The sequence below is a fragment of the Streptomyces sp. NPDC004629 genome, assembly GCF_042873595.1.
Taxonomy (GTDB): Bacteria; Actinomycetota; Actinomycetes; order Streptomycetales; family Streptomycetaceae; genus Streptomyces.
The window spans coordinates 76,476-98,504 of record NZ_JBIALO010000016.1 but is presented as its reverse complement, the minus strand read 5'-3'; the positions used below and the strand labels follow the sequence as shown (position 1 = coordinate 98,504).

27 protein-coding genes and 1 riboswitch are annotated in these 22,029 nt (G+C 72.8%); of the genes, 14 read left to right on the top strand and 13 right to left on the bottom strand.

The window, feature by feature from the left end; all coding sequences use genetic code 11:
• Window positions 1–19: 19 nt before the first annotated feature.
• The 5 genes from ACFYTE_RS24570 to ACFYTE_RS24550 all read left to right on the top strand — a co-directional run bounded on the left by ACFYTE_RS24570 (window position 20) and on the right by ACFYTE_RS24550 (window position 3,764).
• Complete coding sequence (locus ACFYTE_RS24570) at window positions 20–388, top strand: hypothetical protein (protein WP_388714193.1); 369 nt, start codon at window positions 20–22, stop codon at window positions 386–388.
• Complete coding sequence (locus ACFYTE_RS24565; protein WP_388714191.1) at window positions 385–1,275, top strand: hypothetical protein; 891 nt, start codon at window positions 385–387, stop codon at window positions 1,273–1,275. The genes ACFYTE_RS24570 and ACFYTE_RS24565 overlap by 4 nt, the downstream gene beginning before the upstream one ends.
• Entirely contained in the window at window positions 1,272–1,817 is a 546-nt protein-coding gene (locus ACFYTE_RS24560; protein WP_388714188.1) for a hypothetical protein, read from the top strand. The genes ACFYTE_RS24565 and ACFYTE_RS24560 overlap by 4 nt, the downstream gene beginning before the upstream one ends.
• Window positions 1,818–1,868: 51 nt before the next feature.
• Window positions 1,869–2,594, top strand: a complete 726-nt coding sequence (locus tag ACFYTE_RS24555) for a lysophospholipid acyltransferase family protein (protein ID WP_388714185.1) — start codon at window positions 1,869–1,871, stop codon at window positions 2,592–2,594.
• Between the two features lie 141 nt (window positions 2,595–2,735).
• The gene (locus ACFYTE_RS24550) at window positions 2,736–3,764 is read left to right on the top strand and encodes an NAD-dependent epimerase/dehydratase family protein (RefSeq protein ID WP_388714182.1); all 1,029 of its coding nucleotides are present in this window, start codon (window positions 2,736–2,738) and stop codon (window positions 3,762–3,764) included.
• 43 nt (window positions 3,765–3,807) lie between these two features.
• Here ACFYTE_RS24550 and ACFYTE_RS24545 read toward each other — a convergent pair whose 3' ends face one another.
• The 8 genes from ACFYTE_RS24545 to ACFYTE_RS24510 form a co-directional block, all read right to left on the bottom strand.
• On the bottom strand, window positions 3,808–5,403 hold the full coding sequence (locus ACFYTE_RS24545; protein WP_388714179.1) for an alpha/beta hydrolase: 1,596 nt from the start codon (window positions 5,401–5,403) through the stop codon (window positions 3,808–3,810).
• Window positions 5,404–5,522: 119 nt separating this feature from the next.
• Window positions 5,523–6,314, bottom strand: a complete 792-nt coding sequence (locus ACFYTE_RS24540) for an urease accessory protein UreD (protein WP_388714176.1) — start codon at window positions 6,312–6,314, stop codon at window positions 5,523–5,525.
• Complete coding sequence (gene ureG, locus ACFYTE_RS24535) at window positions 6,302–6,979, bottom strand: urease accessory protein UreG (RefSeq protein ID WP_388714173.1); 678 nt, start codon at window positions 6,977–6,979, stop codon at window positions 6,302–6,304. The genes ACFYTE_RS24540 and ureG overlap by 13 nt, the downstream gene beginning before the upstream one ends.
• Window positions 6,980–7,208: 229 nt before the next feature.
• Complete coding sequence (locus tag ACFYTE_RS24530) at window positions 7,209–7,883, bottom strand: urease accessory protein UreF (protein WP_388714170.1); 675 nt, start codon at window positions 7,881–7,883, stop codon at window positions 7,209–7,211.
• A complete protein-coding gene (locus ACFYTE_RS24525; RefSeq protein ID WP_388714167.1) occupies window positions 7,883–9,604 on the bottom strand; it encodes an urease subunit alpha in 1,722 nt (573 codons plus the stop codon). Before ACFYTE_RS24525 ends, ACFYTE_RS24530 begins: the two co-directional genes overlap by 1 nt.
• Window positions 9,597–9,908 carry an urease subunit beta gene (locus tag ACFYTE_RS24520; protein WP_388714165.1) on the bottom strand — a complete coding sequence of 104 codons (312 nt, stop codon included), beginning with the start codon at window positions 9,906–9,908 and terminating at the stop codon, window positions 9,597–9,599. The genes ACFYTE_RS24525 and ACFYTE_RS24520 overlap by 8 nt, the downstream gene beginning before the upstream one ends.
• A gap of 13 nt (window positions 9,909–9,921) precedes the next feature.
• Entirely contained in the window at window positions 9,922–10,224 is a 303-nt protein-coding gene (locus tag ACFYTE_RS24515) for an urease subunit gamma (protein ID WP_388714162.1), read from the bottom strand.
• 189 nt (window positions 10,225–10,413) lie between these two features.
• Window positions 10,414–11,043: a TetR/AcrR family transcriptional regulator gene (locus ACFYTE_RS24510; RefSeq protein ID WP_388714159.1), complete on the bottom strand. Its 630-nt coding sequence runs from the start codon at window positions 11,041–11,043 to the stop codon at window positions 10,414–10,416.
• 113 nt (window positions 11,044–11,156) lie between these two features.
• On the opposite strand from ACFYTE_RS24510, the gene ACFYTE_RS24505 reads away from it, so the two are divergent.
• On the top strand, window positions 11,157–12,161 hold the full coding sequence (locus ACFYTE_RS24505) for an ABC transporter permease (RefSeq protein WP_388714157.1): 1,005 nt from the start codon (window positions 11,157–11,159) through the stop codon (window positions 12,159–12,161).
• 100 nt (window positions 12,162–12,261) lie between these two features.
• Here the strand turns inward: ACFYTE_RS24505 and ACFYTE_RS24500 are convergent, their stop codons facing one another.
• Window positions 12,262–12,540, bottom strand: a complete 279-nt coding sequence (locus ACFYTE_RS24500; protein WP_388714154.1) for a type II toxin-antitoxin system Phd/YefM family antitoxin — start codon at window positions 12,538–12,540, stop codon at window positions 12,262–12,264.
• 138 nt (window positions 12,541–12,678) lie between these two features.
• Between ACFYTE_RS24500 and ACFYTE_RS24495 the strand changes: the two genes are divergently transcribed.
• From ACFYTE_RS24495 to ACFYTE_RS24485, 3 genes are all read left to right on the top strand, one after another.
• Window positions 12,679–13,311 (top strand): ATP-dependent Clp protease proteolytic subunit, encoded by a 633-nt coding sequence (locus ACFYTE_RS24495; RefSeq protein WP_388714151.1) that lies wholly within the window; start codon window positions 12,679–12,681, stop codon window positions 13,309–13,311.
• A 7-nt stretch (window positions 13,312–13,318) separates the two neighbouring features.
• Complete coding sequence (locus ACFYTE_RS24490; protein WP_388714148.1) at window positions 13,319–13,627, top strand: hypothetical protein; 309 nt, start codon at window positions 13,319–13,321, stop codon at window positions 13,625–13,627.
• Between the two features lie 339 nt (window positions 13,628–13,966).
• Window positions 13,967–14,177, top strand: a riboswitch (cyclic di-AMP (ydaO/yuaA leader).
• A gap of 3 nt (window positions 14,178–14,180) precedes the next feature.
• Entirely contained in the window at window positions 14,181–14,654 is a 474-nt protein-coding gene (locus ACFYTE_RS24485; protein ID WP_388714145.1) for a C40 family peptidase, read from the top strand.
• A 106-nt stretch (window positions 14,655–14,760) separates the two neighbouring features.
• Here the strand turns inward: ACFYTE_RS24485 and ACFYTE_RS24480 are convergent, their stop codons facing one another.
• The gene (locus ACFYTE_RS24480) at window positions 14,761–15,219 is read right to left on the bottom strand and encodes an ATP-binding protein (RefSeq protein ID WP_388714142.1); all 459 of its coding nucleotides are present in this window, start codon (window positions 15,217–15,219) and stop codon (window positions 14,761–14,763) included.
• Window positions 15,220–15,431: 212 nt separating this feature from the next.
• On the opposite strand from ACFYTE_RS24480, the gene ACFYTE_RS24475 reads away from it, so the two are divergent.
• Both ACFYTE_RS24475 and ACFYTE_RS24470 read left to right on the top strand, forming a co-directional pair.
• The gene (locus ACFYTE_RS24475; RefSeq protein ID WP_388714139.1) at window positions 15,432–16,292 is read left to right on the top strand and encodes a helix-turn-helix domain-containing protein; all 861 of its coding nucleotides are present in this window, start codon (window positions 15,432–15,434) and stop codon (window positions 16,290–16,292) included.
• Between the two features lie 9 nt (window positions 16,293–16,301).
• Entirely contained in the window at window positions 16,302–16,526 is a 225-nt protein-coding gene (locus ACFYTE_RS24470) for a DUF397 domain-containing protein (protein ID WP_388714137.1), read from the top strand.
• Window positions 16,527–16,601: 75 nt separating this feature from the next.
• On the opposite strand, the gene ACFYTE_RS24465 is transcribed toward ACFYTE_RS24470, so the two are convergent.
• Window positions 16,602–17,729 (bottom strand): 8-amino-7-oxononanoate synthase, encoded by a 1,128-nt coding sequence (locus ACFYTE_RS24465; RefSeq protein WP_388714134.1) that lies wholly within the window; start codon window positions 17,727–17,729, stop codon window positions 16,602–16,604.
• 146 nt (window positions 17,730–17,875) lie between these two features.
• Here ACFYTE_RS24465 and bioB point away from each other — a divergent pair, with 146 nt between their 5' ends.
• The 3 genes from bioB to bioD are packed head-to-tail and all read left to right on the top strand — an operon-like array spanning window position 17,876 to window position 21,081.
• Window positions 17,876–19,072 (top strand): biotin synthase BioB, encoded by a 1,197-nt coding sequence (gene bioB, locus ACFYTE_RS24460; protein WP_388714131.1) that lies wholly within the window; start codon window positions 17,876–17,878, stop codon window positions 19,070–19,072.
• A complete protein-coding gene (locus ACFYTE_RS24455; RefSeq protein ID WP_388714128.1) occupies window positions 19,065–20,345 on the top strand; it encodes an adenosylmethionine--8-amino-7-oxononanoate transaminase in 1,281 nt (426 codons plus the stop codon). The genes bioB and ACFYTE_RS24455 overlap by 8 nt, the downstream gene beginning before the upstream one ends.
• A 1-nt stretch (window position 20,346) precedes the next feature.
• On the top strand, window positions 20,347–21,081 hold the full coding sequence (gene bioD / locus ACFYTE_RS24450; RefSeq protein WP_388714125.1) for a dethiobiotin synthase: 735 nt from the start codon (window positions 20,347–20,349) through the stop codon (window positions 21,079–21,081).
• Window positions 21,082–21,132: 51 nt separating this feature from the next.
• Here bioD and ACFYTE_RS24445 read toward each other — a convergent pair whose 3' ends face one another.
• Together ACFYTE_RS24445 and ACFYTE_RS24440 are read right to left on the bottom strand one after the other, a co-directional pair.
• Complete coding sequence (locus ACFYTE_RS24445; protein WP_388714122.1) at window positions 21,133–21,507, bottom strand: fic family toxin-antitoxin system, toxin component; 375 nt, start codon at window positions 21,505–21,507, stop codon at window positions 21,133–21,135.
• Between the two features lie 4 nt (window positions 21,508–21,511).
• The gene (locus ACFYTE_RS24440) at window positions 21,512–21,754 is read right to left on the bottom strand and encodes a toxin-antitoxin system HicB family antitoxin (protein ID WP_388714119.1); all 243 of its coding nucleotides are present in this window, start codon (window positions 21,752–21,754) and stop codon (window positions 21,512–21,514) included.
• Window positions 21,755–22,029 lie beyond the last annotated feature (275 nt).

Below are 22,029 nucleotides of genomic sequence, written 5' to 3'. Positions count from 1 at the left end.
CGAGGCTATCCTCACTACGGTGACCGCTGACCAACTCGCCGTACTGTGCGAGCGTTTGGCCGACGCCGCCGACGCGGTGCGGACCTCGCCGGAGATCCGGGCGCATGCGCAGGCCATCGCCGACCGGGTGCGCGGCGGCGCCACGCCCACGGAACTCGTCGACGAATTCGACGCGTTGGAGGATCTGCTGCTGCGGGCCGGGCACGGGGCGGGCCTCAGCCCGGTGCGTGGCTACGAGCGGCTGCCCGGCGCCGGCGACGGCCGTCCCGTCCTCGAAGTCCTCGCCTGCCCGGGCGGCACCTGCTCCCGCGTCGAGGCGCCGGGTGCGGCACCGGTGGACTGCCTGGTGCACCGGCGGCCGATGACGGTCACGAGGCTCAGATCGTGACGGGGTTCCTGGCGGCCCTGAGCGGCAAGCTGGCGGAACGCTGGCTCACCCTGCTGCTCGGCCCCAGTGTGCTGCTGATGAGCGTGACCGCGGCCGGGGTGACGCTCGGGCACCGGCAGTGGTACGACACCGGCCTGCTGCTGGACCGGCTCGACCGGCTGGCGGCACAGCCCGCGCTGCGGAACACCGGCACACTGGTCCTCGTCCTCGCGGGGCTGCTCGCCCTCTCCACGGGCCTCGGGCTGGCGGTCACCGCGCTGGGCGCCGTGGTGGAACGGGCGTGGCTCGCCACCCGGCCCCGCCGGCTCGCCGCCCGGCGCCGCCGGCGCTGGGACACCGCGCAGCAGCGTTTCGAGCACGCCCTGGTCGCGGCGGCCAGGGCGGAGCGCACCCCCGAGGCGGCAGCGACCGCGGCGCGGGCCCGTGAGCTGAACGCCTGGCGCAACCGGATCGGCCTCGCGCCGCCCGCCCATCCGTTCTGGCTGGGCGACCGGATCGCGGCGGTGGACACCCGCGTCTGGGCGGCCTACCGGCTCGACCTCACCTCGGCCTGGCCACGGCTGTGGCTGACGCTGCCCGAGGACGTGCGCGCCGAGATCGGCACGGCCCGTGGGCGCCTGGCCGCGGCGTCCCGGCTGGTGGCGTGGGCGCTCGGCTATCTCGCCGTGGGCGTCGTGTGGTGGCCGGCGGCGATCGTCGGCGTCGTCACCGCCGTGACGGCCTGGTGGCGGGCGCGGGCGGCGGGCGTGGCGTTCGCGGAACTCGCCGAGTCGGCCGTCGACCTGCACGGCCGAGGGCTCGCGGAGGGCCTCGGCATTCCGTGCGCGGGCCCGCTCACCGAGGATGTCGGCGCCGAGATCACCACGTTGCTGAGGAAACGGACATGAGCCTCTTCTCGCGCCGCCGCGGGTCCGCCGACGCGCCGCCCCCGGGCGACGAGGCGGTCCTCGTGATCGACCAGTACGCGCTGCCCTACCGGTCACCGCACTGGTACGGCCACGCGAACTACCATGTGCGGGTCTTTCGGCCCAAGGCCGCGCCGAAGCCGGTCGTCGTCATGGGCGACCTGGACAACGACCCCGTCGCCTCCATCACCAACAAGTGCCCCGAGGTCACGGCCGTCGTCGCCGGCCTGGTGCTGGGCCACCCGGGCGTGCACCCCACCCGGCTGGAGGACCACGCCCGGTGGCTCACCTACTACGCCGCCGACGGCGCCATCGGCGAGAGGTTCTGCGAGGTGTACGACTTCGACGTGCTGCCCGGCTACGAGCCGCCGCTGGTCAAGCTCAGGTACCGGGACCTGCGGCGGGACGAGGCCGAGGATCTGGTGGGCGGCACCCTCGGCAGGTGGCGGCGCGAGGACTACACCGTCGCGGGGCTCCAGCGGCGGCGCGTCCGCGTGATGCGGGTGCACCCGGCGGGCTCGTGACCGAAGACGGTTACAGATGACTACAGGTGCACGCGACGTTAGGGGCGAGCCGTGTTCTACTACCTGCTGAAGTACCTGCTGCTGGGGCCGCTGCTCAGGCTGGTCTTCCGGCCCAGCACGGAAGGGCTGGAAAACGTACCCGCGTCGGGGCCGGCCATCGTCGCCGGCAACCACCTCTCGTTCTCGGACCACTTCCTGATGCCCGCGATCCTCAAACGGCGCATCACGTTCCTCGCCAAGGCCGAGTACTTCACCGGTCCGGGCGTCAAGGGCCGGCTGACCGCGTTCTTCTTCCGCAGCGCGGGCCAGATCCCGGTCGAGCGCTCCGGCAAGGACGCCGGCCGGGCCGCGATCCGCGAGGGCCTTGGCGTGCTGCGCCGGGGCGAACTGCTCGGCATCTACCCGGAGGGCACCCGCTCGCACGACGGCCGCCTGTACAAGGGCAAGGTGGGCGTCGCCGTGATGGCGCTGAAGGCGGGTGTCCCGGTCGTCCCGTGCGCGATGATCGGCACGTTCGAGGCCCAGCCGCCGGGCAAGGTCGTCCCGAACGTCCATCCCGTCGTCATCCGCTTCGGCAAGCCGCTCGACTTCTCCCGGTACGCCGGCATGGAGAACGAGAAGGCGGTGCTGCGCGCGGTCACCGACGAGATCATGTACGCGATCCTGATGCTGTCCGAGCAGGAGTACGTCGACCGGTACGCGGCCGTGGTCAAGGCGGAGCAGGCCGCGGCGGAGAGCACGAAGCCCCGGAGATTCCCCCGCGCCCCCCTGAGCTGAGCCGATGACCATGTCGTGCTCCAGCGCCCCGAAGGCACACGGGAACTGCACGATCAGCCCCCTGCCCCGGCATCTGCCGTAGGTCTCTGCCGTCGGCAGAACGGGGGTGGGGTGGTGGGGTCGGGGCCGTACGGTCGGCGTATGAGACGGGCTGTGGTGATCGGGGCGACGGGACAGATCGGCCGCCCCACGGTGGACGCGCTGGTACGGGACGGCTGGGAGGTGACGGCCGCCTCCCGCAGCGGCGGCCGGGACGAACGCTGGCCGCAGGAGGTACGGGCGGTGCGGCTGGACCGCGCCGACGACACGGCGCTGGCGGCGGCGGTGGGCGAGGGCTGCGACCTCGTGGTCGACATGGTCGCCTACGGGCCCGAGCACGCCCGGCAGTTGACCGCGCTGGCCGGCCGGGTCGGCTCCGCGGTGGTGATCTCCACGGTGTCGGTGTACGAGGACGCCGAGGGACGGGGCTTCGACACCCAGGGCGAGCCGGACGGCTTCCCCGCGTACCCGGTGCCCATGGCGGAGACCCAGCGCACGGTGACCCCGGGCGAGTCCTCGTACAGCACCCGGAAGGCGGCGCTTGAGCGTGAACTCCTCGCCGCCGGCGACGCGTTGCCGGCGACGCTGCTGCGGCCGGGGGCCGTCCACGGCGCGCACAGCCCGCTGCCCCGCGAGCTGTACTTCGTCAAGCGGAACCTCGACGGACGCGGCATCCGGGTGCTCGCCCACGGCGGCCGGAGCCGGTTCCACCCGGCGAGCGCCCGCACCGTCGCCGAACTCGTCAGGCTGGCGGCGGCGCGACCGGGGTCGCGTGTGCTCAACGCCTGCGACCCACAGGCGCCGACGGTGGCGGAGATCGGCGCGGCGGTGGACGAGGTGATGGGCGTCGAGACGCGGACCGTCCTGGTGGACGGGCCGCCGCCCGAGGGCTCCGTGGGACGCACACCGTGGTCGGTGCCGCGGCCGGTGGTCTGCGACATGACCGCCGCGGCACGGGAGCTGGACTACCGTCCGGTCGTCACATACGCCGGCAGCCTGCCGGAGACGGTCGACCGGCTCCGGGCGGAACTGGCCGGGCGCGACTGGGCCGAGGCCTTTCCGAAGCTGGGCGAGGCGTATCCCGACCTGTTCGACTACCCGGCCGAGGACGCCTGGCTGCGCGCACGGTGAGCAGGGGGCGGCCGGGAGGACGTCCCGGCCGCCCCTCAGCCGGTCACGGCTTGGGCGTGGCGTGCGGTGCGCAGGTCACGTCGGCCGCGTCGACCTTGCCGGTGAGCAGGTAGCCGTCCACCCGGTCGTTGACGCACGGGTTGACCAGCCCGGTCACGCCGTGCGAGCCGGCGTCCCGCTCGGTGATCAGGCGGGAGCCCTTGAAGCGCTTGTGCAGTTCGACGGCGCCCGGGTACGGGGTGGCGGCGTCCCTGGTGGACTGCACGATGAGCACCGGCGGCAGCCCCTTGCCGGTCTTCACGTCCACGGGGGTCTGCTGCTTGACCGGCCAGGTCGCGCACGGCAGGTTCATCCAGGCGTTGGACCAGGTCAGGAACGGGTAGTCGCGGTGCAGCCGGGTGTTGTCCCGGTCCCACCGCCGCCAGCTGGTGGGCCACTTGGCGTCGGTGCACTCGACGGCCGTGTAGACGGCGTTGCCGTTCTCCGAGGCGATGTTCCCCGCGGTGTCGGACAGGTCCGGGGCGGCGGCGTCCACCAGCGCCTGGGTGTCACCGGCGACGTACTTGCTGAACACCGTGGCGACCGGCACCCACGAGGAGTCGTAGTAGGGGGCGCTCTGGAAGAGGGACAGCAGTTCGGCCGGGCCGACGACACCGCCGATGGGGTTCTTCTTGGCGGTGGCGCGCAGTTGGAGCCACTTGGCCTGGACGGCGGCGCGGGTGGTGCCGAGGTGGAAGGCGGCGTCGTTGGCGGCGACCCAGTCCTGCCAGTCCTTCCAGCGGCCCTCGAAGGCGATGTCCTGGTTGAGGTTGGCCTGGTACCAGATGTTGTCCCGGGCCGGGTCGACCACGCTGTCGACGACCATGCGGCGGACGTGCCCGGGGAACAGCGTGCCGTAGACGGCGCCCAGGTAGGTGCCGTAGGAGACACCGAGGTAGTTGATCTTCCGCTCGCCGAGCGCGGCACGGATGACGTCCAGGTCACGAGCGGTGTTCGGCGTGGTCATGTGCGGCAGCATGGTGCCGCTGCGTTCGTAGCAGCCGTCCGCGTACTCGCGGGCCAGCTTGCGCTGGGCGAGCTTGTCGGCCTCGGAGTCGGGCACCGGGTCGGCCTTGGGCGCCTTGACGAACTCCTGCGGGTCGATGCAGGAGATGGGCGCGGAGTGGCCGACACCGCGCGGGTCGAAGCCCACGAAGTCGTACGCCTTGGCCGTCTTCGCCCACACGGCGTTCTTGTTGGTGACGCGGGTCGGGAAGCGCAGCCCGGAGCCGCCCGGTCCGCCGGGGTTGTAGACGAGCGCGCCCTGGCGCTCCTGCGGGGTGCCCGTGTTGCCGATGCGGTCGACGGCGAGCTTGATCTGCTTGCCGTTCGGCTTGGCGTAGTCGAGCGGCACGGTGACCCAGCCGCACTGGATGGGCTTGGCGAGCCCCCAGTCGGCGGGGCAGTCACGCCAGTCGATGCCCGCCTTCGCGGCCCGCTCGGCGGCGATCGCGGCGCCCCGGGCCTCGCGGTCCTGGCCGTGTCCCGAGGTGGCGGCGGCCGTGGGCGCCGATACGGCGCCGGCTATCAGGGTCGCGGTGACGAGTGCTCCGGCCGAACCGAGCGCGAGCACGCGGTTCTTCCCTCTGTTCTCCCTCAACTGGGCTCTCCCCCTGCATCGTTGTGAATGTCATGCGAATGTCAGAGGGATCCTCGTCCCTGTGAGGAGCTTGAGAACAGGGGTCGTTGACCTTCTTTGCCAATCCGATAGCCGGACGATCAGGTCCCGCTGAGCGGAGAGCCCCGGTCGAGCAGCGCCAACGCCTCGTCCAGCACCCGCCGCAGCCGCAGTCCGTCGGCGGCCACGGCGCTCACCAGCACGGCGGGCCCGGCGAGCGGGGTGACCGCCGCCCCCTCCCCCAGCAGCCGGGCCGCCGGCATGTCGTCGGCGAACTCCGGCCGTACGACAACGAGTTGCCCCACGGCGCGATGTCCCGCGAGAACGGCGGGACCGTCCCAGCCGCCCGGCGCGCCGGGCCCGCAGGACAGCTCCTGGTCGAGCACGCCGCGCCCGTCGAGCAGCACCGTCAGCCGGCTGCCGAGCCGCCCGGGTTCCTCGCCGGACCGGCCGAGCACCTGCTCCTCGCGCAGCACGAGACGGGCCCCGGCGGCGAGGTCGACCCGGGTGGTGACATACAGCTCGCTGCCGACCGCGGAGATCAACGGCTCGGGCAGCCAGCGCAGTTCGCCCCCGCCGTCGACCGTTATCCGCACGTCGTAGTGTGCCTCGCCCTTCGTCTGGCCCGGCAGCGCGATGGTCGCGGCGGCCGACCCGACATGCAGCCGGGCGCCCCGGGCCACCCGCGTCCCGACGGTGAACCGGTCGCCGCCGAGCGGCCCGCTCATCGCCCCGACGAGCACGACCCGGGCCTGCGTGCCGCTGCCCCGGGTGCGCCGCGGCGCCAGCGGGCCCCGCCCCTCCAGCACGGGCAGCGCCGTGCCGCCGCGGCCGTCCGGGCGGGCGACGATCCGCGCGGCGGCCCGCACCCCGCTCACGGTCACACCGTCCACGCGGCGAGCCGTTCCCGCACCCAGGCGGCGACCCCGGCGACGCCCTCCTCGGAACGCAACGACTGGAAGACGACGGGCAGTCCGGCCCGCTGCGCCTTGGCGTCGGCGGCCATCCGCGCGAGGTCGGAGCCGACGTACGGGGCGAGGTCGGTCTTGTTGACCACGAGCAGATCGGCGGTGGTGACGCCGGGGCCTCCCTTGCGCGGGATGTCGTCCCCGCCGGCCACGTCGATGACGAAGACCTGCGCGTCGACGAGCCCCTTGGAGAAGGTCGCGGTGAGGTTGTCGCCGCCCGACTCGACGAGGACGAGGTCCAGCGGCCCCACCTCGTCCTCCAGTTCCTCGACCGCTTCGAGGTTGGCGGAGATGTCGTCCCTGATCGCCGTGTGCGGGCAGGCTCCCGTCTCCACGGCGGTGATCCGCTCGGGCGGCAGTACGGCCTCGCGCAGCAGGAACTCGGCGTCCTCCCGGGTGTAGATGTCGTTCGTGACGACGGCGAGCGACACGTCGTCCCGCATGGTCCGGCACAGGGCGGCGACGGTGGCGGTCTTGCCCGAACCGACGGGCCCGCCGAGACCGATCCGCAGCGCCCGCCGCGAGCCGTCCGGCCGCCGGGCATCGGCGCCGACGGCGGCCGGGCCGTGGTGGATGTGATCGAGATGCATGGACGACTCTCCTTCGGAACTGCCTTCGCGATGCCGGATCCCAGCGCAAGCCCGAGGCGAAACGCTGCGGCAACGGGGTGGGCGACAAGACCGGACCAGCGACGCTGCGGCCGGACGGGGGGCGGGGTGGGCGACGAGAGGGGAGCGGGGGCGCTGCGGTCGGGTGGGGTGCGGATCGCGGTGAGGTGGGCGGGGCGGGCACGGCGGGTGGGTGGGGGCGGTCGCCGGGTCAGGACGCGAACAGCCGTACCGCTCGGGCGGCGTGTGCCTCGGCCCCGATCTCCAGCAGCGGCGCGGACGCCGCCGGAAGGGCGTCGACGCCGTCGGCGACGGCGCGCCGGGCCGCGTCCACCGCCCGCCCGGCCACCCGGTCCAGCTCCGGCGCCAGCCGGGCCAGCACCCCGGTCGCCTCGAACGGATCCAGGCTCAGCAGCCGCACGGTGGCCGTCGCCGGCCCGCTCACGCTCTCGTACGCCGCGCAGTACGCCGCGTCCACCGCCTCCAGACCGGCCGCCCGCGCCACGAGGCCGAGCACCACCGGCTGGTGTACGCCCTTGGGGAACCGCCCGGCCAGGGCGTCGAGTTCGTCGGACGGCCAGGTCGCACGGGCGGCCCGCAGCAGTTGCCGGCCGAGCCTGCGCGCAGCGCCGCGCAGTGCGGGCGACGGCGTGCGCGCGTCCGCCGCCGCGTCCAGGGCGGCGAGGTCCGCGCCGAGCACCGCCGCCGCGGCGAGCGCGGCGGCCACGAGCCCCACCGTGTGCAACCGCCCCCGGCAGAAGTCCGCCAGGCTCGCGGCATCGGTGATCCGCCCGGCCGTGACAGCGGCCTCCGCCCCGCCGGAGTGCGCGTGCCCTCCGGCGGGAAAACGGCCGTCGGCCAGGACGAGGAGCGCTGCCCGGCACATCAGAACAGGAAGTAACGCTGGGCCATGGGCAGTTCGGCGGCCGGGGTGGCCTCGACCAGTTCGCCGTCGATGTGCACGGCGAAGCTGTCGGGGTCGATCAGGACCAGGGGCCGTGCGTCGTTCTCCCTCATGTCCGCCTTCGTCACACCGCGCGTCGACTCGATGGCCACGAAACGCTTGCCCAGCTCAAGCCGTTCGGGCAGCCCGTCCTCGACAGCCGCCAGGGCGACGAAGTTGACCGAGTTCGCGCCGGGTGCCCGTCCGATCGCGCCGTACATGGGGCGCGGAAGGATCGGCTGCGGGGTGGGGATGGAGGCGTTGGCGTCGCCCATCTGCGCGTACGCGATCTGCCCGCCCTTGATGACCAGGTGCGGTTTCACACCGAAGAACGCGGGCTCCCAGAGCACCAGGTCGGCGAGCTTTCCGCGTTCCACGGACCCGATGTCCCGGGCGAGGCCCTGGGCAAGCGCCGGGTTGATGGTGTATTTGGCGACATAGCGCCGTACCCGCCGGTTGTCCGCGCGGCCGTCACCGGGCAGCGCGCCCCGGCGGCGCTTCATCACGTGTGCCGTCTGCCAGGTCCGCAGCACGACCTCGCCGATGCGCCCCATGGCCTGGGCGTCGGAGGAGATGATCGAGATGGCGCCCAGGTCGTGCAGGATGTCCTCGGCGCCGATCGTCGACGGCCTGATCCGGGACTCGGCGAACGCCAGGTCCTCCGGGACCGCGGGGTTGAGGTGGTGGCACACCATCAGCATGTCGAGGTGTTCCTCGGCGGTGTTGACGGTGAACGGCCGGGTCGGATTGGTCGAGCTGGGCAGCACATGCGGCTCGCGGACCACGGTCATGATGTCGGGCGCGTGCCCGCCGCCCGCCCCCTCGGTGTGGTACGCGTGGATGCCGCGCCCGGCGATCGCGGCGAGCGTGTCACCGACGAAGCCGGCCTCGTTGAGGGTGTCCGTGTGGATGGCGACCTGGATGCCGGTCCGGTCGGCGACGGTGAGCGAGGCGTCGATCACGGCCGGGGTGGAGCCCCAGTCCTCGTGCAGCTTCAGGCCCAGCGCGCCGCCGCGGATCTGCGACAGCATCGCCTCCTCGGAGACGGTGTTGCCCTTGCCGAGCAGGCCGACGTTGACCGGGTAGTGCTCCATCGCCTGGAACATCCGGGCGAGGTGCCAAGGGCCGGGCGTCACGGTGGTCGCCTTGGAGCCCTCGGCCGGTCCGGTGCCGCCGCCGACCAGCGTGGTGATGCCGGCGGCCAGCGCCTCGTCGGCGGTCTGCGGACAGATGAAGTGGACGTGCGCGTCGATCCCGCCGGCCGTCACGATGCGGCCGTTGCCCGCGATCACCTCGGTCTCCGGGCCGATGACCAGATCGGGGTGCACGCCGTCCATCGTGTCCGGGTTGCCGGCCTTGCCGATCCCGGTGATCCGGCCGTCGCGGATGCCGATGTCGGCCTTGACGATCCCCCAGTGGTCGACGACGACGGCGCCGGTGATCACGGTGTCGGGGGTGCCGTCCGCGCGGGTGGCACGCGACTGGCCCATGGATTCGCGGATCACCTTGCCGCCGCCGAAGACCGCCTCGTCACCGGCGAGTCCCGGCCCGCCCGAACGGTCCTCCTCGATCTCGATCAGCAGGTCGGTGTCGGCGAGCCGGATCCGGTCGCCGGTGGTCGGGCCGAACAGGTCGGCGTACGCGGCACGCGAGATCTCAGGCATCGAGGGCACCTCCGGTCTCCCCGCGCAGCCCCGGCACGACGCGGGCGCCGGTGAGCGGGACGAGTTCGACGCCGACGGGGATTCCGGGTTCGAAGCGCACGGCGGTGCCGGCGGCGACGTTCAGCCGCTTTCCGTGTGCGGCGCCGCGGTCGAACTCCAGGCCGGGGTTGGCCTCGGCGAAGTGGTAGTGGGAGCCGACCTGGACGGGCCGGTCGGCGGCGTTGAGAACGGTGAGCCGGGTGACCTCGCGGCCCTCGTTGCAGACGACGGGGTCCTCGGCGAACAGGATCTCTCCGGGAATCATGGCCGTCCCCCGCTCAGCCGATCGGCTCGTGGACGGTGACCAGCTTGGTGCCGTCCGGGAAGGTGGCCTCCACCTGGACGTCGTGGATCATCTCGGGCACGCCCTCCATGACGTCGTCCCGGGTGAGCACCTTGCGGCCGGAGGCCATCAGTTCGGCGACACCGCGTCCGTCGCGCGCGCCTTCGAGGATGTGCGAGGTGATGAGCGCGACCGCCTCGGGATGGTTGAGCTTCAGCCCGCGGGCCCGGCGCCTCTCGGCCACGTCGGCCGCCACGTGGATCAGCAGCCTCTCTTGCTCGTGCGGGGTCAGTTGCACGTCCCACCTCACAGTCCTCGCTCCGGACCGTGCGGGTCCGGTTGCCGCAGCCACCGCGAGAGTGATGTGTCTCACACGGCGTCAGATTGGGGGCGATCTTACCCAATCGGGACACAAGAACCTCTGGTGGCGTGGATCGGCAGGCTAGTTCGCCGGAGTTTCGGCGACGTTAACCGGACCATAGCCACATCATGACCGCGTCCTGGGGTCCACCATGCCCATGAGCGCGCGCACTCCGTCCCCCAGCATTTCCTCGGACACCTCGCCGATCACCGCCAACTGGGCGGCGAAGCCCTGGGCGAGCGCGATCATCACCCGGGCCATGGCGTCGGCGTCGGCGTCGGCGGAGATCAGACCGGCGGACCGGTAGCTCTCGACCACCCTGCGCCAGGCGCTCACCACCCCCTCGTACCCGGTGCGGACCACGGCCTTCAGTTCGTCGTTGCGCAGGATCTCGGCCCAGACCTGGATCATCAGCCGCGGGAAGACCCACGTGCCGTCGACCATCACCCCCGGCCGGGTCTGCCGCAGCCGTTCCAGGGCCCGGGGCACCAGGACGTCCGGCAGCGGCGGCGGGGTCTCCACGGCCGCCTGTTCATAGGTCTCGCGCAGCACCGCCAGCACCTCGGTCACGATGGCGCCGATCAACTCCTCCTTGCCGGTGAAGTAGCGGTAGACGGCCCCCGCGGACAGGTCGACCTCCTTGAGCACGTCCTGCATGGAGGTGGCATGGAAGCCGTTGCGGGCGAAACAGAGCGCGGCGCCGTCGAGGATCTGCCGGCGGCGGGCGTCGAGGTGTGCCTGGGATACGCGGGCCATGCGATCACTCTAAAACGAACGTTCCTTCTTGACAATCGCACGCCATCCGGAGCACGGTGGGCCGAAAGCAAAACGAACGATCCTTCTTTTTACCGCGATCCGAGGGGATTCCCATGCCCACCGCGTCCGCCGCGCCGCACACCCGCCGCCGACTCGCGGCCGTCCTGCTCGTCCCCCTGCTCGCGGCCCTGGCCCTGTGGGCCTTCGCCTGGCCGGCCGCCCGCACCGCACCGCACGATCTTCCGCTCGGCGTGGCGGGCCCGGCGTCGGCCACGGCCGGCGTCGAGCGGCAACTGGCGCGGCACGAGGGCGCGTTCGAGGTCCATCGGTACGCCGACGAGGCCGCCGCCCGGCGCGCCGTCGAGGACCGGACCGTATACGGCGCCGTGGTCGTCGCCGACCGGGGCCTTCGGCTCCTGACCGCGTCGGCCGCGAGTCCGGTCGTCGCCCAACTGCTCCAGCAGGCGGTGGCCGGTCAGGGATCCGCCGCGGGCACACCGGTCAGGACCGTCGATGTCGTCCCGGCTCCGGAGCACGATCCGCGCGGGGCCGCCCTGACGGCGAGCGTGCTGCCGCTCGCCCTGGCCGGGATCGCGGCGGGTTCCGCGGTGACCCTTGCGGGCCTGCGCGCGAGTCGTGCGGTGGCCGCGCTCCTGGCCGTCGCCGCGCTGGTGGGCCTGGCGGCGGCCGGGATCGCGGACAGCTGGCTCGGGGTGATCACGGGGAACTGGTGGGCGCAGGCAGGGGCGCTCGGGCTGGCCACGCTGGCCGTGAGCGCTTGCGTGGCCGGTCTTGCGGCGCTGCTCGGGCCCGCGGGCCTCGGGGTCGGTGCGGGCGTGGTGATGCTGCTCGGCAATCCGTTCTCCGGCGCCGCCTCCGCCCCGCAACTGCTGCCGGAGCCGGTCGGCACCCTCGGTCAGTGGCTGCCGCCCGGGGCGGGGGCGACGCTGCTGCGCTCGGTGTCCTTCTTCGACGGCGCGGCGGCGACCGGCCCCGTCCTCACTCTGACCTGGTGGGCGGCGCTCGGCCTGGGCGCGGTCCTGCTCGGCGCCGCGCTGCGCTCGCGCCTGCCGATCGGGCGGTCCGCACCGGAGCCCGGACTCACGCCCGCAGGCTGATCTCGGCGGCGCACCCGGACGGCCGTGCATCCCCGCTGTAGCGGACGGGGGGTGCACGGCCCCGTCGTCGTGCGGTGCCCGGCCCCGGCCGGGCGCGCGGTCAGGAGCCGCCGGCCCCCCGGTGCTCGGCCGCGATGCCGAAGCGGCGCTGCTCACGGTGCGTGCCCGCGACCTCGCGGACGCTGGAGACCGAGCTGACGACCTGGTCGTCCGCGGGGTCCGGGAGTTCTTCGAGCCGCTCCAGGTCGGCGGCGGAGACGAGGGCGACGAGAGGCTTGCCGTGGCGCGTCACGACGACGCGTTCACCGCCGTACACCACCCGGTTGATCAGGTCGGCGAGTTCAGCCCTGGCTTGCGTCACCGGAATCTCGTAGGCCATGACCCCAGCTTACGGGGCTCCCCCGGACGCCCTCCCGGCTTGAGGACGCCGCACCCCACCTTCCCCGGTCTGTACATCCTGTACATTTTCCACAGAGAGCGTCGCCGCAAGCGGCTTCGCCGCGAGGAGGGGTATGCCATGACCGGACCGTCCGCCCGCCACGTCCTGCCCGAGTTCACCGAACGCACGAGCGCGGGAGTGCGCACGCTCGATCCGTACGCGAAGCTGTTCGAGGAGCGGATCGTCTTCCTGGGCACACCGATCGACGACACCGCGGCGAACGACGTCATGGCGCAGTTCATGCACCTGGAACACCGCGCTCCGGACCAGGACATCTCGCTGTACGTCAACTCCCCCGGCGGCTCGTTCAGCGCGATGACGGCCATCTACGACACGATGCGGTACATCACCTGTGACGTGGAGACGATCTGCCTGGGGCAGGCCGGCTCCTCGGCGGCGGTGCTGATCGCGGCCGGCACCGCGGGCAAGCGGTTCACGCTGCCGGGCGCGCGGCTGCTGCTCCAGCAGCCGTCGCTGTCACGGCCGGTGCACGGCCAGCCGAGCGATCTGGTCATCGAGGCCGAGGAATTGGCGCGCGTGCGCGCGCTCCAGGAGGAGATGCTGGCGCGCCACACGGGCCGCACCCCGGAGCAGGTCCACGAGGACCTGGAGCGGGACCTGGTCCTGGACGCCTTCGGCGCGCTGGAGTACGGGCTGGTGGACGCGGTCATCCCGAGCCGCAGGGCCGCCCGCCCGGCTGACGCGGGGTGAGCCGCGGATGCTGCCGCCGGAACTGCCGCCGCTGCCCGCGCTGACCCGGGCCGAGAGCGAGTTGATCGACCGTTACCTGGAGGCGGTCGACCTGCTCGGCCGGATCAATCCGGCGCGGGCCGAGCACACCTACCACGGGCTGCGGGCCGCCCAGGCGCTGGTGCGCACCGCGAGGGAGTTGCGGGACGCGCTGGCGCTGATGCACACGAGGGGCGAGACCGAGGTGCACACGGCCACCCTGGCGCGGGCGCTGCGGGTGCTGGACGGCGAGCGGCGCACCGCCCGGGTCGCCGTGCCGCCCGACGGCGTGGGCTGACGCGGGCGCGTCCGCTCCCCGTGCGCCGCCGTGTCCGACGATCCATCACGGACCGGGCCGAAACGGTCCAAATGGTCTACCCCTGTTCGGCGTAGCCCGGCTTCCTTTTTCGGGCCCGGGACGGTTGGGTACGGCGCATGGTCGGCAGTCGCGTCGAGGTGCTTCGGCGCTGGTCCGGGGGTGCGCAGCCCCCTCGGCCGGGTATCGAACGGAGCCCTGTCCAGCCGAACGGGTGAGTGGTGAAGAACGCCACACATCCCCGGTTCCATTGGGATTTTCGGACAGTTGTGAGTGAAGATCCCTGTCTGACGACAAGCCCCCGCCACAACGGCGGGGCGGTCCGGGCGGACGCCGAGTCCTGCCGCCGCCCGGATGACCGGTCGACAGGAGTGGATCGGCAGGAGTGGAGGACCCGAGCACGACGGGTCGCCGGAGCGGACGCTGGTCCGCTCCGAGCAGCCCTTGGGGTGAAGCCGTGGCGACACGGCCGGGCAACTTCGCCAGCCCGAATCCGACAGGTCATCCTTCACAGGCGGCTGACGAAGGGTTGCGCATGACTGCGCTCAATCGTGTCCCGTCGCTGATGGCCCGAGCCGGAACGGCCTCGGCGCTGACCATCGCCGCCGTGGGCGGCTCGATCGTGGCCCCTGGCCTCGCGCCCGACGCGGAGGCCGCGACCACGGCGACGAAGGCGCTGCGGATCGCGGCGTCCAAGAAGGGGTCCCCGTACAAGTGGGGGGCCACCGGGCCGCGCAGGTTCGACTGCTCCGGGCTCACGCTGTACTCGTTCAAGAAGGCCGGCAAGGCTCTGCCGCGCACGGCCGCCCAGCAGTACAACAAGACGCGCCACATCTCGGCCAAGAGCCGCAAGGCCGGAGACCTGGTGTTCTTCCATTCGGGCTCCAGCGTCTACCACGTGGGCATCTACGCGGGTCATGGGAAGATCTGGCACGCTCCGAAGACCGGGGACGTGGTGCGGCTTCAGAAGATCTGGACGAGGAGCGTCTGGTACGGCCGGGTCGGCTGACCCGGCGGAGCGGGTGCCGCCGCCCCTGCCGCGCCGCCGCCCCCGCATACCCGGCCGGGGCTGACCGGACGTCAGGCGGGCCACGGCCCGCGCCATGCCCGAGGGACTACGGCTCCTGCCGGCCCACCGCCGTCACCGGGTGGGCCGGCACCGTCCAGGGCAGTTCCACGGTGACGGTCTTGCCGCCCTCACGGGTGGGCCGGACGCGCAGCTTGCCGCCGCATTCGGCGGTGAGCCAGCGGATGATGACCATGCCGCGGCCGTTGTCCTGCTGGACGGCCGCGGGGAGTCTCTTCGGGAAGCGCGGATGACTGTCGGTGACGCCGATGCGCAGCTGTGCGTCACGATCGAGTACGAGGGCGACCGTGAAGGTCGGTGACTGGCCGAAGGTGTGCTGCACGGCGTTGGTGGCCAGCTCGGAGACGATGAGGCGGATCGTCTCGGCGGCGTCCGTGTCCGACGGCAGGCCCCACTCCACGAGGGTGCTCAGCACGTGCGCGCGGGCCGCGGAGACCGAGGCGGGATCGCTCGGCAGAGTGATGGATGCTTCCAGATGGTCTGCCATGGCGATGTCGTCCCTTTCCCACGGGACCGCAGTCCGACACGGAGCGGATGGTTCGAGTACGGTCCCGGACTGGTGCTTCGTCGCCAGCCTGCCATCAGCGCGCCGGTCACGCGGGGCATCCACCAAGATATGCATATATCTGTCGCTCGAAGCGGTGAACTCTGCGACGGCAGACCGTATTTGGGCGGCTCGTAAGGAGTAAGGAGTTGCCCATGCAGCACGGTCCCGCGGTACGCCGCCGGAAATTGGGCGCCGAACTGCGTGCCCTGCGCACCGGCGTCGGTCTCACGAGCGGTGAGGCGGCCCGGTTGGTGGGCTGGCACCAGTCGAAGGTGAGCCGCGTCGAGACGGGCGCGAGTGGCGTGAAACCGACCGATGTGCGGTTGCTGCTCGACGCGTACGACGTGCGGGACGCCCAACTGCGGGAGTTACTGCTGGTGTTGGCGGGGTCCGAGGACGTCGGCGACCGACACCGCTGGTGGCACGCCTACCGCGGGGTGCTGCCGCCCACCTACCGGGATTTCATCAGCCTGGAGTCGCAGGCCAGCGGGATGCGCACGCTGGAGACGTCGGTGGTGCCCGGGCTGCTGCAGACGCCCGAGTACGCCCGCGCGGTGACCCGGGCCGCGGTGGACGCCCTCGACGAGGACCGGCTGGACGCGCTGGTGGCGGTGCGGCTCGCCCGGCAGGACGTGCTGCGCTCGCAGCCGCCGCTGGAGCTGAGCGCCGTGCTGGACGAGGCGGTGCTGCGCCGGGAGGTCGGCGGACCGGGCGTCATGGCACGGCAGTTGGAACGGCTGATCGAGGCGGCGCGGCTGCCGCAGGTGAGGCTCCAGGTGCTGCCTTTCACCGCCGGAGCGCACATCGGCATCACCGGGCCTTTCGTTATCTTCTCATTTCGGAACACTTCTGATCTGGATGTCGTTGTTCTTGACCAGTTGACGAGTAGCCTCTACCTCGAACGGAAAGAAGACCTCCAGGCCTACACAGAGGCCTTCAACACCCTTCAGATCCACGCCCTTTCGCCCGAGGACTCGTTGGATTACATCGCCGGGATAGGTGACGGCGCGTAAGGAGGCACCATGACCGCACTGCCTCGGAACGTACCTTCCACTGCCGAACTGCTCGCTGTGCGCTGGCTGCGCAGCAGTTACAGCACGGGAGCAAACAACTGCGTGGAGACGGCACGGCCGCGCTCCGGTCCACGGACCGGACTGCTCGCCGTACGCGACTCCAAGGACCCGACCGGGCCCGCGCTGCTCTTCTCCCCAGAGAGCTGGGCGGACTTCGTCGCCGCGCTGCGTTGATCCCCGTACCGCCCCGTCCGACCGACCGCTACTGACCGATTCCGCACGGGCGGCGCACGGCCGTGTCACGCCGACTCATGGTCGCGCCCCGCCGATCACCCGTACAGCGCGTTCGATCTCCGCCCCGGAGAGGTCCGCACGGGCGGTGAGCCTGAGCCGTGAGACACCGTCGGGCACGGAAGGCGGACGGAAACAGCCCACGGCGAGGCCGTCCGCACGGCAGCCCGCCGCCCAGCGGACGGCCTCCTCCGGGGACGGCGCGCGCACGGAGACGACCGCGGCGTCCGGGCGCACCGCCTGGAGGCCCGCCGCGGTCAGCCGTGCGTGCAGTTCGGCGGCGACCGCACGCGCGCGTGCCGCCCGCTGCGGTTCGCGGCGCAGCAGGCGCAGGGCCGCGAGCGCCGCGCCCGCCGCCGCGGGCGCGAGGCCGGTGTCGAAGATGAAGGTGCGGGCCGCGTTGACCAGGTGGTCGATCACCCGCGCGGGGCCGAGCACGGCGCCGCCCTGACTGCCGAGCGACTTGGACAGCGTGGCCGTGACGATGACGTCGTCGGCGCCCGCGAGACCGGCCGCGTGCGGGGCTCCCCGGCCGCCGTCCCCCAGCACGCCCAGCCCGTGGGCGTCGTCCACCAGCAGGCCCGCACCGTGCTCCCGGCACGCCTCGGCGAGGGCCGCGAGCGGCGCGGCGTCCCCGTCGACCGAGAAGACCGTGTCGGAGACGACGACCGCGGGCCCCCGGTGCGGGCCCAGCGCCTTGCGCACCGCGTCCGGGTGGGCGTGCCCGACCACCTGGGTGACGCCGCGGGCCAGCCGGCAGCCGTCGATGAGGGACGCGTGGTTGCCCGCGTCGGAGACGATCAGGCAGCCGTGCGGTCCCAGTGCGGTGACCGCGGCGAGATTCGCGGCGTATCCGGAGGAGAAGACCAGGGCCGCCTCGAAGCCGCAGAAGGCGGCCAGCTCGCGCTCCAGTTCGCCGTGCAGCTCCGTGGTGCCGGTGACCAGTCGCGAGCCGGTGGCGCCGCCGCCCCAGGTGCGCGCGGCGTCGGCGGCGCCCGCGGCGACCTCGGGGTGCCGGGCCAGGCCCAGGTAGTCGTTGCTCGCGAGGTCGAGGAGCGGCGAGTCGGCGGCACGGGGGCGCAGCACGCGTACGAGTCCGGCCCGGCGGCGCAGCTCCGCCTGCTCGTCGATCCAGCCGAACGCCATGGCTCCTCCGGGGATTTGTAGGCAGTGAACAGACCCTAGCCGCGCTGTCTGCCGTCCATTGTGTGGCGATACCCACACGTCGAACCGTCCGCGTTGTATGAAGCCTCCTTGGCCCGGACCGCTCCCGCAGGGCAGGATCGGACCCCATGGACCTCCTGAACACGCTCGTGGACAAGGGCCTGCGGCGCGAGCCGCCGACCCGCGACGAGGCACTCGCCGTGCTGGCCACCTCCGACGACGACCTGCTCGACGTGGTGGCCGCGGCCGGCCGGGTGCGCCGGCACTGGTTCGGCCGGCGCGTGAAACTCAACTACCTGGTCAATCTCAAGTCCGGCCTGTGTCCCGAGGACTGCTCCTACTGCTCGCAGCGGTTGGGTTCGACGGCCGGCATCCTCAAGTACACCTGGCTCAAGCCCGACGAGGCGTCCGAGGCCGCCGCCGCGGGCCTGGCCGGCGGTGCCAAGCGGGTGTGCCTGGTGGCCAGCGGCCGGGGCCCGACGGACCGGGACGTGGACCGGGTCTCCGAGACGATCAGGACCATCAAGGAACGCAACGAGGGCGTCGAGGTCTGCGCGTGTCTCGGTCTGCTCTCCGACGGCCAGGCCGAGCGGCTGCGCACGGCCGGCGCCGACGCCTACAACCACAACCTCAACACCTCCGAGGCAACGTACGCGGACATCACGACGACGCACACGTACGCCGATCGGGTGGACACGGTGCACAAGGCGCACGCGGCGGGGCTGTCCCCGTGCTCCGGGCTGATCGCGGGCATGGGCGAGAGCGACGCGGACCTGGTCGACGTGGTCCTCGCGCTGCGCGAGCTGGACCCGGACTCGGTGCCGGTGAACTTCCTGATCCCCTTCGAGGGCACCCCGCTGGCGAAGGAGTGGCATCTGACGCCGCAGCACTGTCTGCGCATCCTCGCGATGGTCCGGTTCGTCTGCCCCGACGTCGAGGTCCGCGTCGCCGGCGGTCGCGAGGTGCATCTGCGGAGCCTGCAACCGCTCGCGCTGCACCTGGCCAACTCCGTCTTCCTCGGCGACTACCTCACCAGCGAGGGGCAGGCGGGCAAGGCCGACCTGGAGATGATCGCGGACGCCGGGTTCGTGGTGGAGGGCGCCGAGGAGGTGACGCTGCCGGAGCACCGGGCGGCGGGAGCGGGCGGCTGCGGGTCGCACGCCGAGCCGGGCTGCGGGCCGGACACCGAGCAGGGCTGCCGGGCGCACGAGGGCGGGGACGCGTGCGGTGCGGCCGTCTCCGCGCCGAGGGAGGGCGAGGCGCGCACCGATCTGGTCGCCGTCCGCCGCCGGGGCCCCGGAACGGACCTCGCGCCCAATGCCTGATCTCGACGTCCCCGCGCTGCTGGAACTGGACCGGCGGCATGTGTGGCATCCGTACGGCCCGATGCCCGGGCGCGCCGAACCGCTCGTCGTGGCGTCGGCGAGCGGGGTCCGGCTGCGACTGGCCGGTGGCTCGGGCGAGTTGGTCGACGGCATGGCGTCCTGGTGGTCGGCGATCCACGGCTACAACCACCCGGTGCTCAACGAGGCCGCGCGGGGCCAGTTGGAGCGGATGAGCCATGTGATGTTCGGCGGGCTCACGCACGAGCCCGCCGTCCGGCTCGCGAAGCTCCTTGTCGATATGTCGCCCAACGGGCTTGAGCATGTCTTCCTCGCCGACTCCGGCTCGGTCTCGGTCGAGGTCGCGGTCAAGATGTGCCTGCAGTACTGGCGCTCGCTCGGCCGCCCCCTGAAGCGCCGGCTGCTGACCTGGGGGGGTGGCTACCACGGCGACACCTGGCAGCCGATGTCCGTGTGCGACCCCGAGGGCGGGATGCACGGGCTGTGGGCCGGGGTGCTGCCGCGCCAGGTCTTCGCGGACCCGCCGCCGGCCGGGTACGAGGAGGCGTACGCCGAGCAGTTGCGCGAGCTGATCGGGCGGCACGCGGACGAGCTGGCCGCCGTGATCGTGGAGCCGGTGGTACAGGGCGCGGGCGGGATGCGGTTCCACTCGCCCGGCTATCTGCGGGTGCTGCGCGAGGCGTGCGACGCGCATGACGTGCTGCTGGTGTTCGACGAGATCGCGACCGGATTCGGCCGGACGGGCACGTTGTTCGCCGCGGAGCACGCGGCGGTGACGCCGGATGTGATGTGCGTGGGCAAGGCGCTGACCGGCGGGTATCTGACGATGGCGGCGACGTTGTGCACCGCACGGGTGGCACAGGGGATCTCCCGGGGCGAGGTCCCGGTCCTCGCGCACGGCCCGACGTTCATGGGCAATCCGCTGGCCGCGGCCGTCGCCTGCGCATCGATCGAGCTGCTGCTGGGGCAGGACTGGCGCGCGGAGGTCAAGCGGATCGAGACGGGCCTGCGGGCCGGTCTCGCCCCGGCCTCGGACCTGCCCGGGGTGCGTGACGTACGGGTCCAGGGCGCCATCGGCGTGGTGCAGCTCGACCACGAGGTGGACCTGGCGGCGGCCACCGCGGCGGCCGTGCGCGCGGGCGTGTGGCTGCGGCCGTTCCGCGATCTGGTGTACACGATGCCGCCGTATGTCACCGGTGACGAGGACGTGGCACGGATCGCCGGTGCGGTGTGCGCGGCGGCTCGGGAGGGATGAGATGCCGGTTCTGGTGATCACGGGCACGGGCACGGAGGTCGGCAAGACGGTCACGACCGCGGCGGTGGCCGCCGCCGCGCTGGCGGCCGGCCGGTCGGTGGCCGTGCTCAAGGCGGCGCAGACGGGGGTGGGGCCGGGCGAGCGCGGGGACGCGGACGAGGTGGCGCGGCTCGCGGGCCCGGTGACGGCGGCCGAACTGGCCCGCTATCCGGAGCCGTTGGCGCCGTGGACGGCGGCCAGACGGGCCGGCCTCGCCCCCGTGCGTCCGTACGAGGTCGCCGACGCCGCGGCCAAGCTGGCCACCGAGCACGATCTGGTGCTGGTCGAGGGCGCGGGCGGGCTGCTCGTGCGGTTCGACGCGGCGGGCGGCACCCTGGCGGACGTGGCCCGGCTGCTGGCGGCGCCGGTGCTGCTGGTCGCGTCGGCCGGTCTGGGCACGCTGAACACGACCGAGCTGACGGCGCGTGAACTGCGCTTGCGGGCCATCGAGTTGCTGGGGGTGGTGATCGGCAGCTGGCCCCGGTCCGCCGATCTTGCCGCGCGGTGCAATCTCGCAGACCTGCCGGAGGTGGCCGGCGCTCCGCTGCTCGGTGCCCTGCCGGCCGGGGCCGGCGCCCTGCCCCCGCCCGAGTTCCGCAGGGCGGCCCCGACGTGGCTGTCCCCCCGCCTTGAGGGCACATGGAACGCGATGTCCTTCCAGACCCGGGAGGCTCCCCCCGCGGGCCCACCACGGTGACGGAGCGGCGCTCGCGTACGGCGGGCAAGGGCGGGCGTCGGCCGGGGAGGGTCACAGGGTCCACTGGTGCAGCTGACGTGCGATGTCGGACACCGACGCCTCCCCGTCCTTGACCAGCCGGGCCAGATCGCGGACCTGTTCCGGCGAGGTGGTGACCTTGAGGCCGCTGGCGACGAGATAGGCGTAGGCGACGGCGGAGGCGAACAGGGCGTTGGAGCGCTCCAGCGCGGGCACGTGGATCAGCAGTTGGAGCAGGGCGGCGGCGCGGGCGTGCGGGCCCTCGTAGACGGGGACGTCGAATATCTCCGCCCGGTGCCGGGCGACCGCGGCGACCAGCGCGCCCCAGTCGGTGACCTGGGGGTCGCCCGGTGTCTTCTGCTCCGCGAGCATCAGGAGCCAGGCGAGATCGATGCTCAGGTCGTTCAAAGGATCAGCGCCGGCCTTCGCTCCGGCCGGTGCCGCGGTCCTCGCCGAACTCCTCCGCGAACACGCCCTCGTACTGCTTCATGAAGTCGGCGGCGGCCTCCACGAAGGTGCGGCCGGTCTCCCCGGTGTCCTGCCGGACCAGCTCTTCGATGTAGCGGTTGACGCTCATGCCGCGGGCCTGGGCGCGCTCGCGGGCGGCCCGGGCGGTGCCCTCGTCCACCCGCACGTTCAGCTGGGTCTTGGCCATACCCCTGACGCTAGCGCCGGACTGCTAGCGGCGGCAAGCGGGCCGCCCCGGAGATTGGCCGTTACACCGGTATCGGGGGCCCGACCCGGGACGGAGACATCACCGCCGCCGGGGCGCTCGCCTCCAGGGCGGTGGCGGCTTCGGGCCGAGCGCCGCGGCGGCCTTTTCGATCGCCGTCCGGCTACCGGTCCCCTCGGGCCGTCCGGCTACCGGTCCCCTCGGGCAGGCAGATGAGCGTGTTCCGCCCGCCCACGGGCCGAGCCGCCGGCGTCCCG

Excerpts from the sequence above, each read along its gene's own strand:
- ACFYTE_RS24560 (WP_388714188.1), top strand. The coding sequence starts at position 1,272 with ATGAGCCTCTTCTCGCGCCGCCGCGGGTCCGCCGACGCGCCGCCCCCG.
- ACFYTE_RS24550 (WP_388714182.1), top strand. The coding sequence starts at position 2,736 with ATGAGACGGGCTGTGGTGATCGGGGCGACGGGACAGATCGGCCGCCCC.
- ureG (WP_388714173.1), bottom strand. The coding sequence starts at position 6,979 with ATGCATCTCGATCACATCCACCACGGCCCGGCCGCCGTCGGCGCCGAT.
- ACFYTE_RS24530 (WP_388714170.1), bottom strand. The coding sequence starts at position 7,883 with ATGTGCCGGGCAGCGCTCCTCGTCCTGGCCGACGGCCGTTTTCCCGCC.
- ACFYTE_RS24525 (WP_388714167.1), bottom strand. The coding sequence starts at position 9,604 with ATGCCTGAGATCTCGCGTGCCGCGTACGCCGACCTGTTCGGCCCGACC.
- ACFYTE_RS24520 (WP_388714165.1), bottom strand. The coding sequence starts at position 9,908 with ATGATTCCCGGAGAGATCCTGTTCGCCGAGGACCCCGTCGTCTGCAAC.
- ACFYTE_RS24510 (WP_388714159.1), bottom strand. The coding sequence starts at position 11,043 with ATGGCCCGCGTATCCCAGGCACACCTCGACGCCCGCCGCCGGCAGATC.
- ACFYTE_RS24505 (WP_388714157.1), top strand. The coding sequence starts at position 11,157 with ATGCCCACCGCGTCCGCCGCGCCGCACACCCGCCGCCGACTCGCGGCC.
- ACFYTE_RS24500 (WP_388714154.1), bottom strand. The coding sequence starts at position 12,540 with ATGGCCTACGAGATTCCGGTGACGCAAGCCAGGGCTGAACTCGCCGAC.
- ACFYTE_RS24495 (WP_388714151.1), top strand. The coding sequence starts at position 12,679 with ATGACCGGACCGTCCGCCCGCCACGTCCTGCCCGAGTTCACCGAACGC.
- ACFYTE_RS24490 (WP_388714148.1), top strand. The coding sequence starts at position 13,319 with ATGCTGCCGCCGGAACTGCCGCCGCTGCCCGCGCTGACCCGGGCCGAG.
- ACFYTE_RS24485 (WP_388714145.1), top strand. The coding sequence starts at position 14,181 with ATGACTGCGCTCAATCGTGTCCCGTCGCTGATGGCCCGAGCCGGAACG.
- ACFYTE_RS24480 (WP_388714142.1), bottom strand. The coding sequence starts at position 15,219 with ATGGCAGACCATCTGGAAGCATCCATCACTCTGCCGAGCGATCCCGCC.
- ACFYTE_RS24475 (WP_388714139.1), top strand. The coding sequence starts at position 15,432 with ATGCAGCACGGTCCCGCGGTACGCCGCCGGAAATTGGGCGCCGAACTG.
- ACFYTE_RS24470 (WP_388714137.1), top strand. The coding sequence starts at position 16,302 with ATGACCGCACTGCCTCGGAACGTACCTTCCACTGCCGAACTGCTCGCT.
- ACFYTE_RS24465 (WP_388714134.1), bottom strand. The coding sequence starts at position 17,729 with ATGGCGTTCGGCTGGATCGACGAGCAGGCGGAGCTGCGCCGCCGGGCC.
- bioB (WP_388714131.1), top strand. The coding sequence starts at position 17,876 with ATGGACCTCCTGAACACGCTCGTGGACAAGGGCCTGCGGCGCGAGCCG.
- ACFYTE_RS24455 (WP_388714128.1), top strand. The coding sequence starts at position 19,065 with ATGCCTGATCTCGACGTCCCCGCGCTGCTGGAACTGGACCGGCGGCAT.
- bioD (WP_388714125.1), top strand. The coding sequence starts at position 20,347 with ATGCCGGTTCTGGTGATCACGGGCACGGGCACGGAGGTCGGCAAGACG.
- ACFYTE_RS24440 (WP_388714119.1), bottom strand. The coding sequence starts at position 21,754 with ATGGCCAAGACCCAGCTGAACGTGCGGGTGGACGAGGGCACCGCCCGG.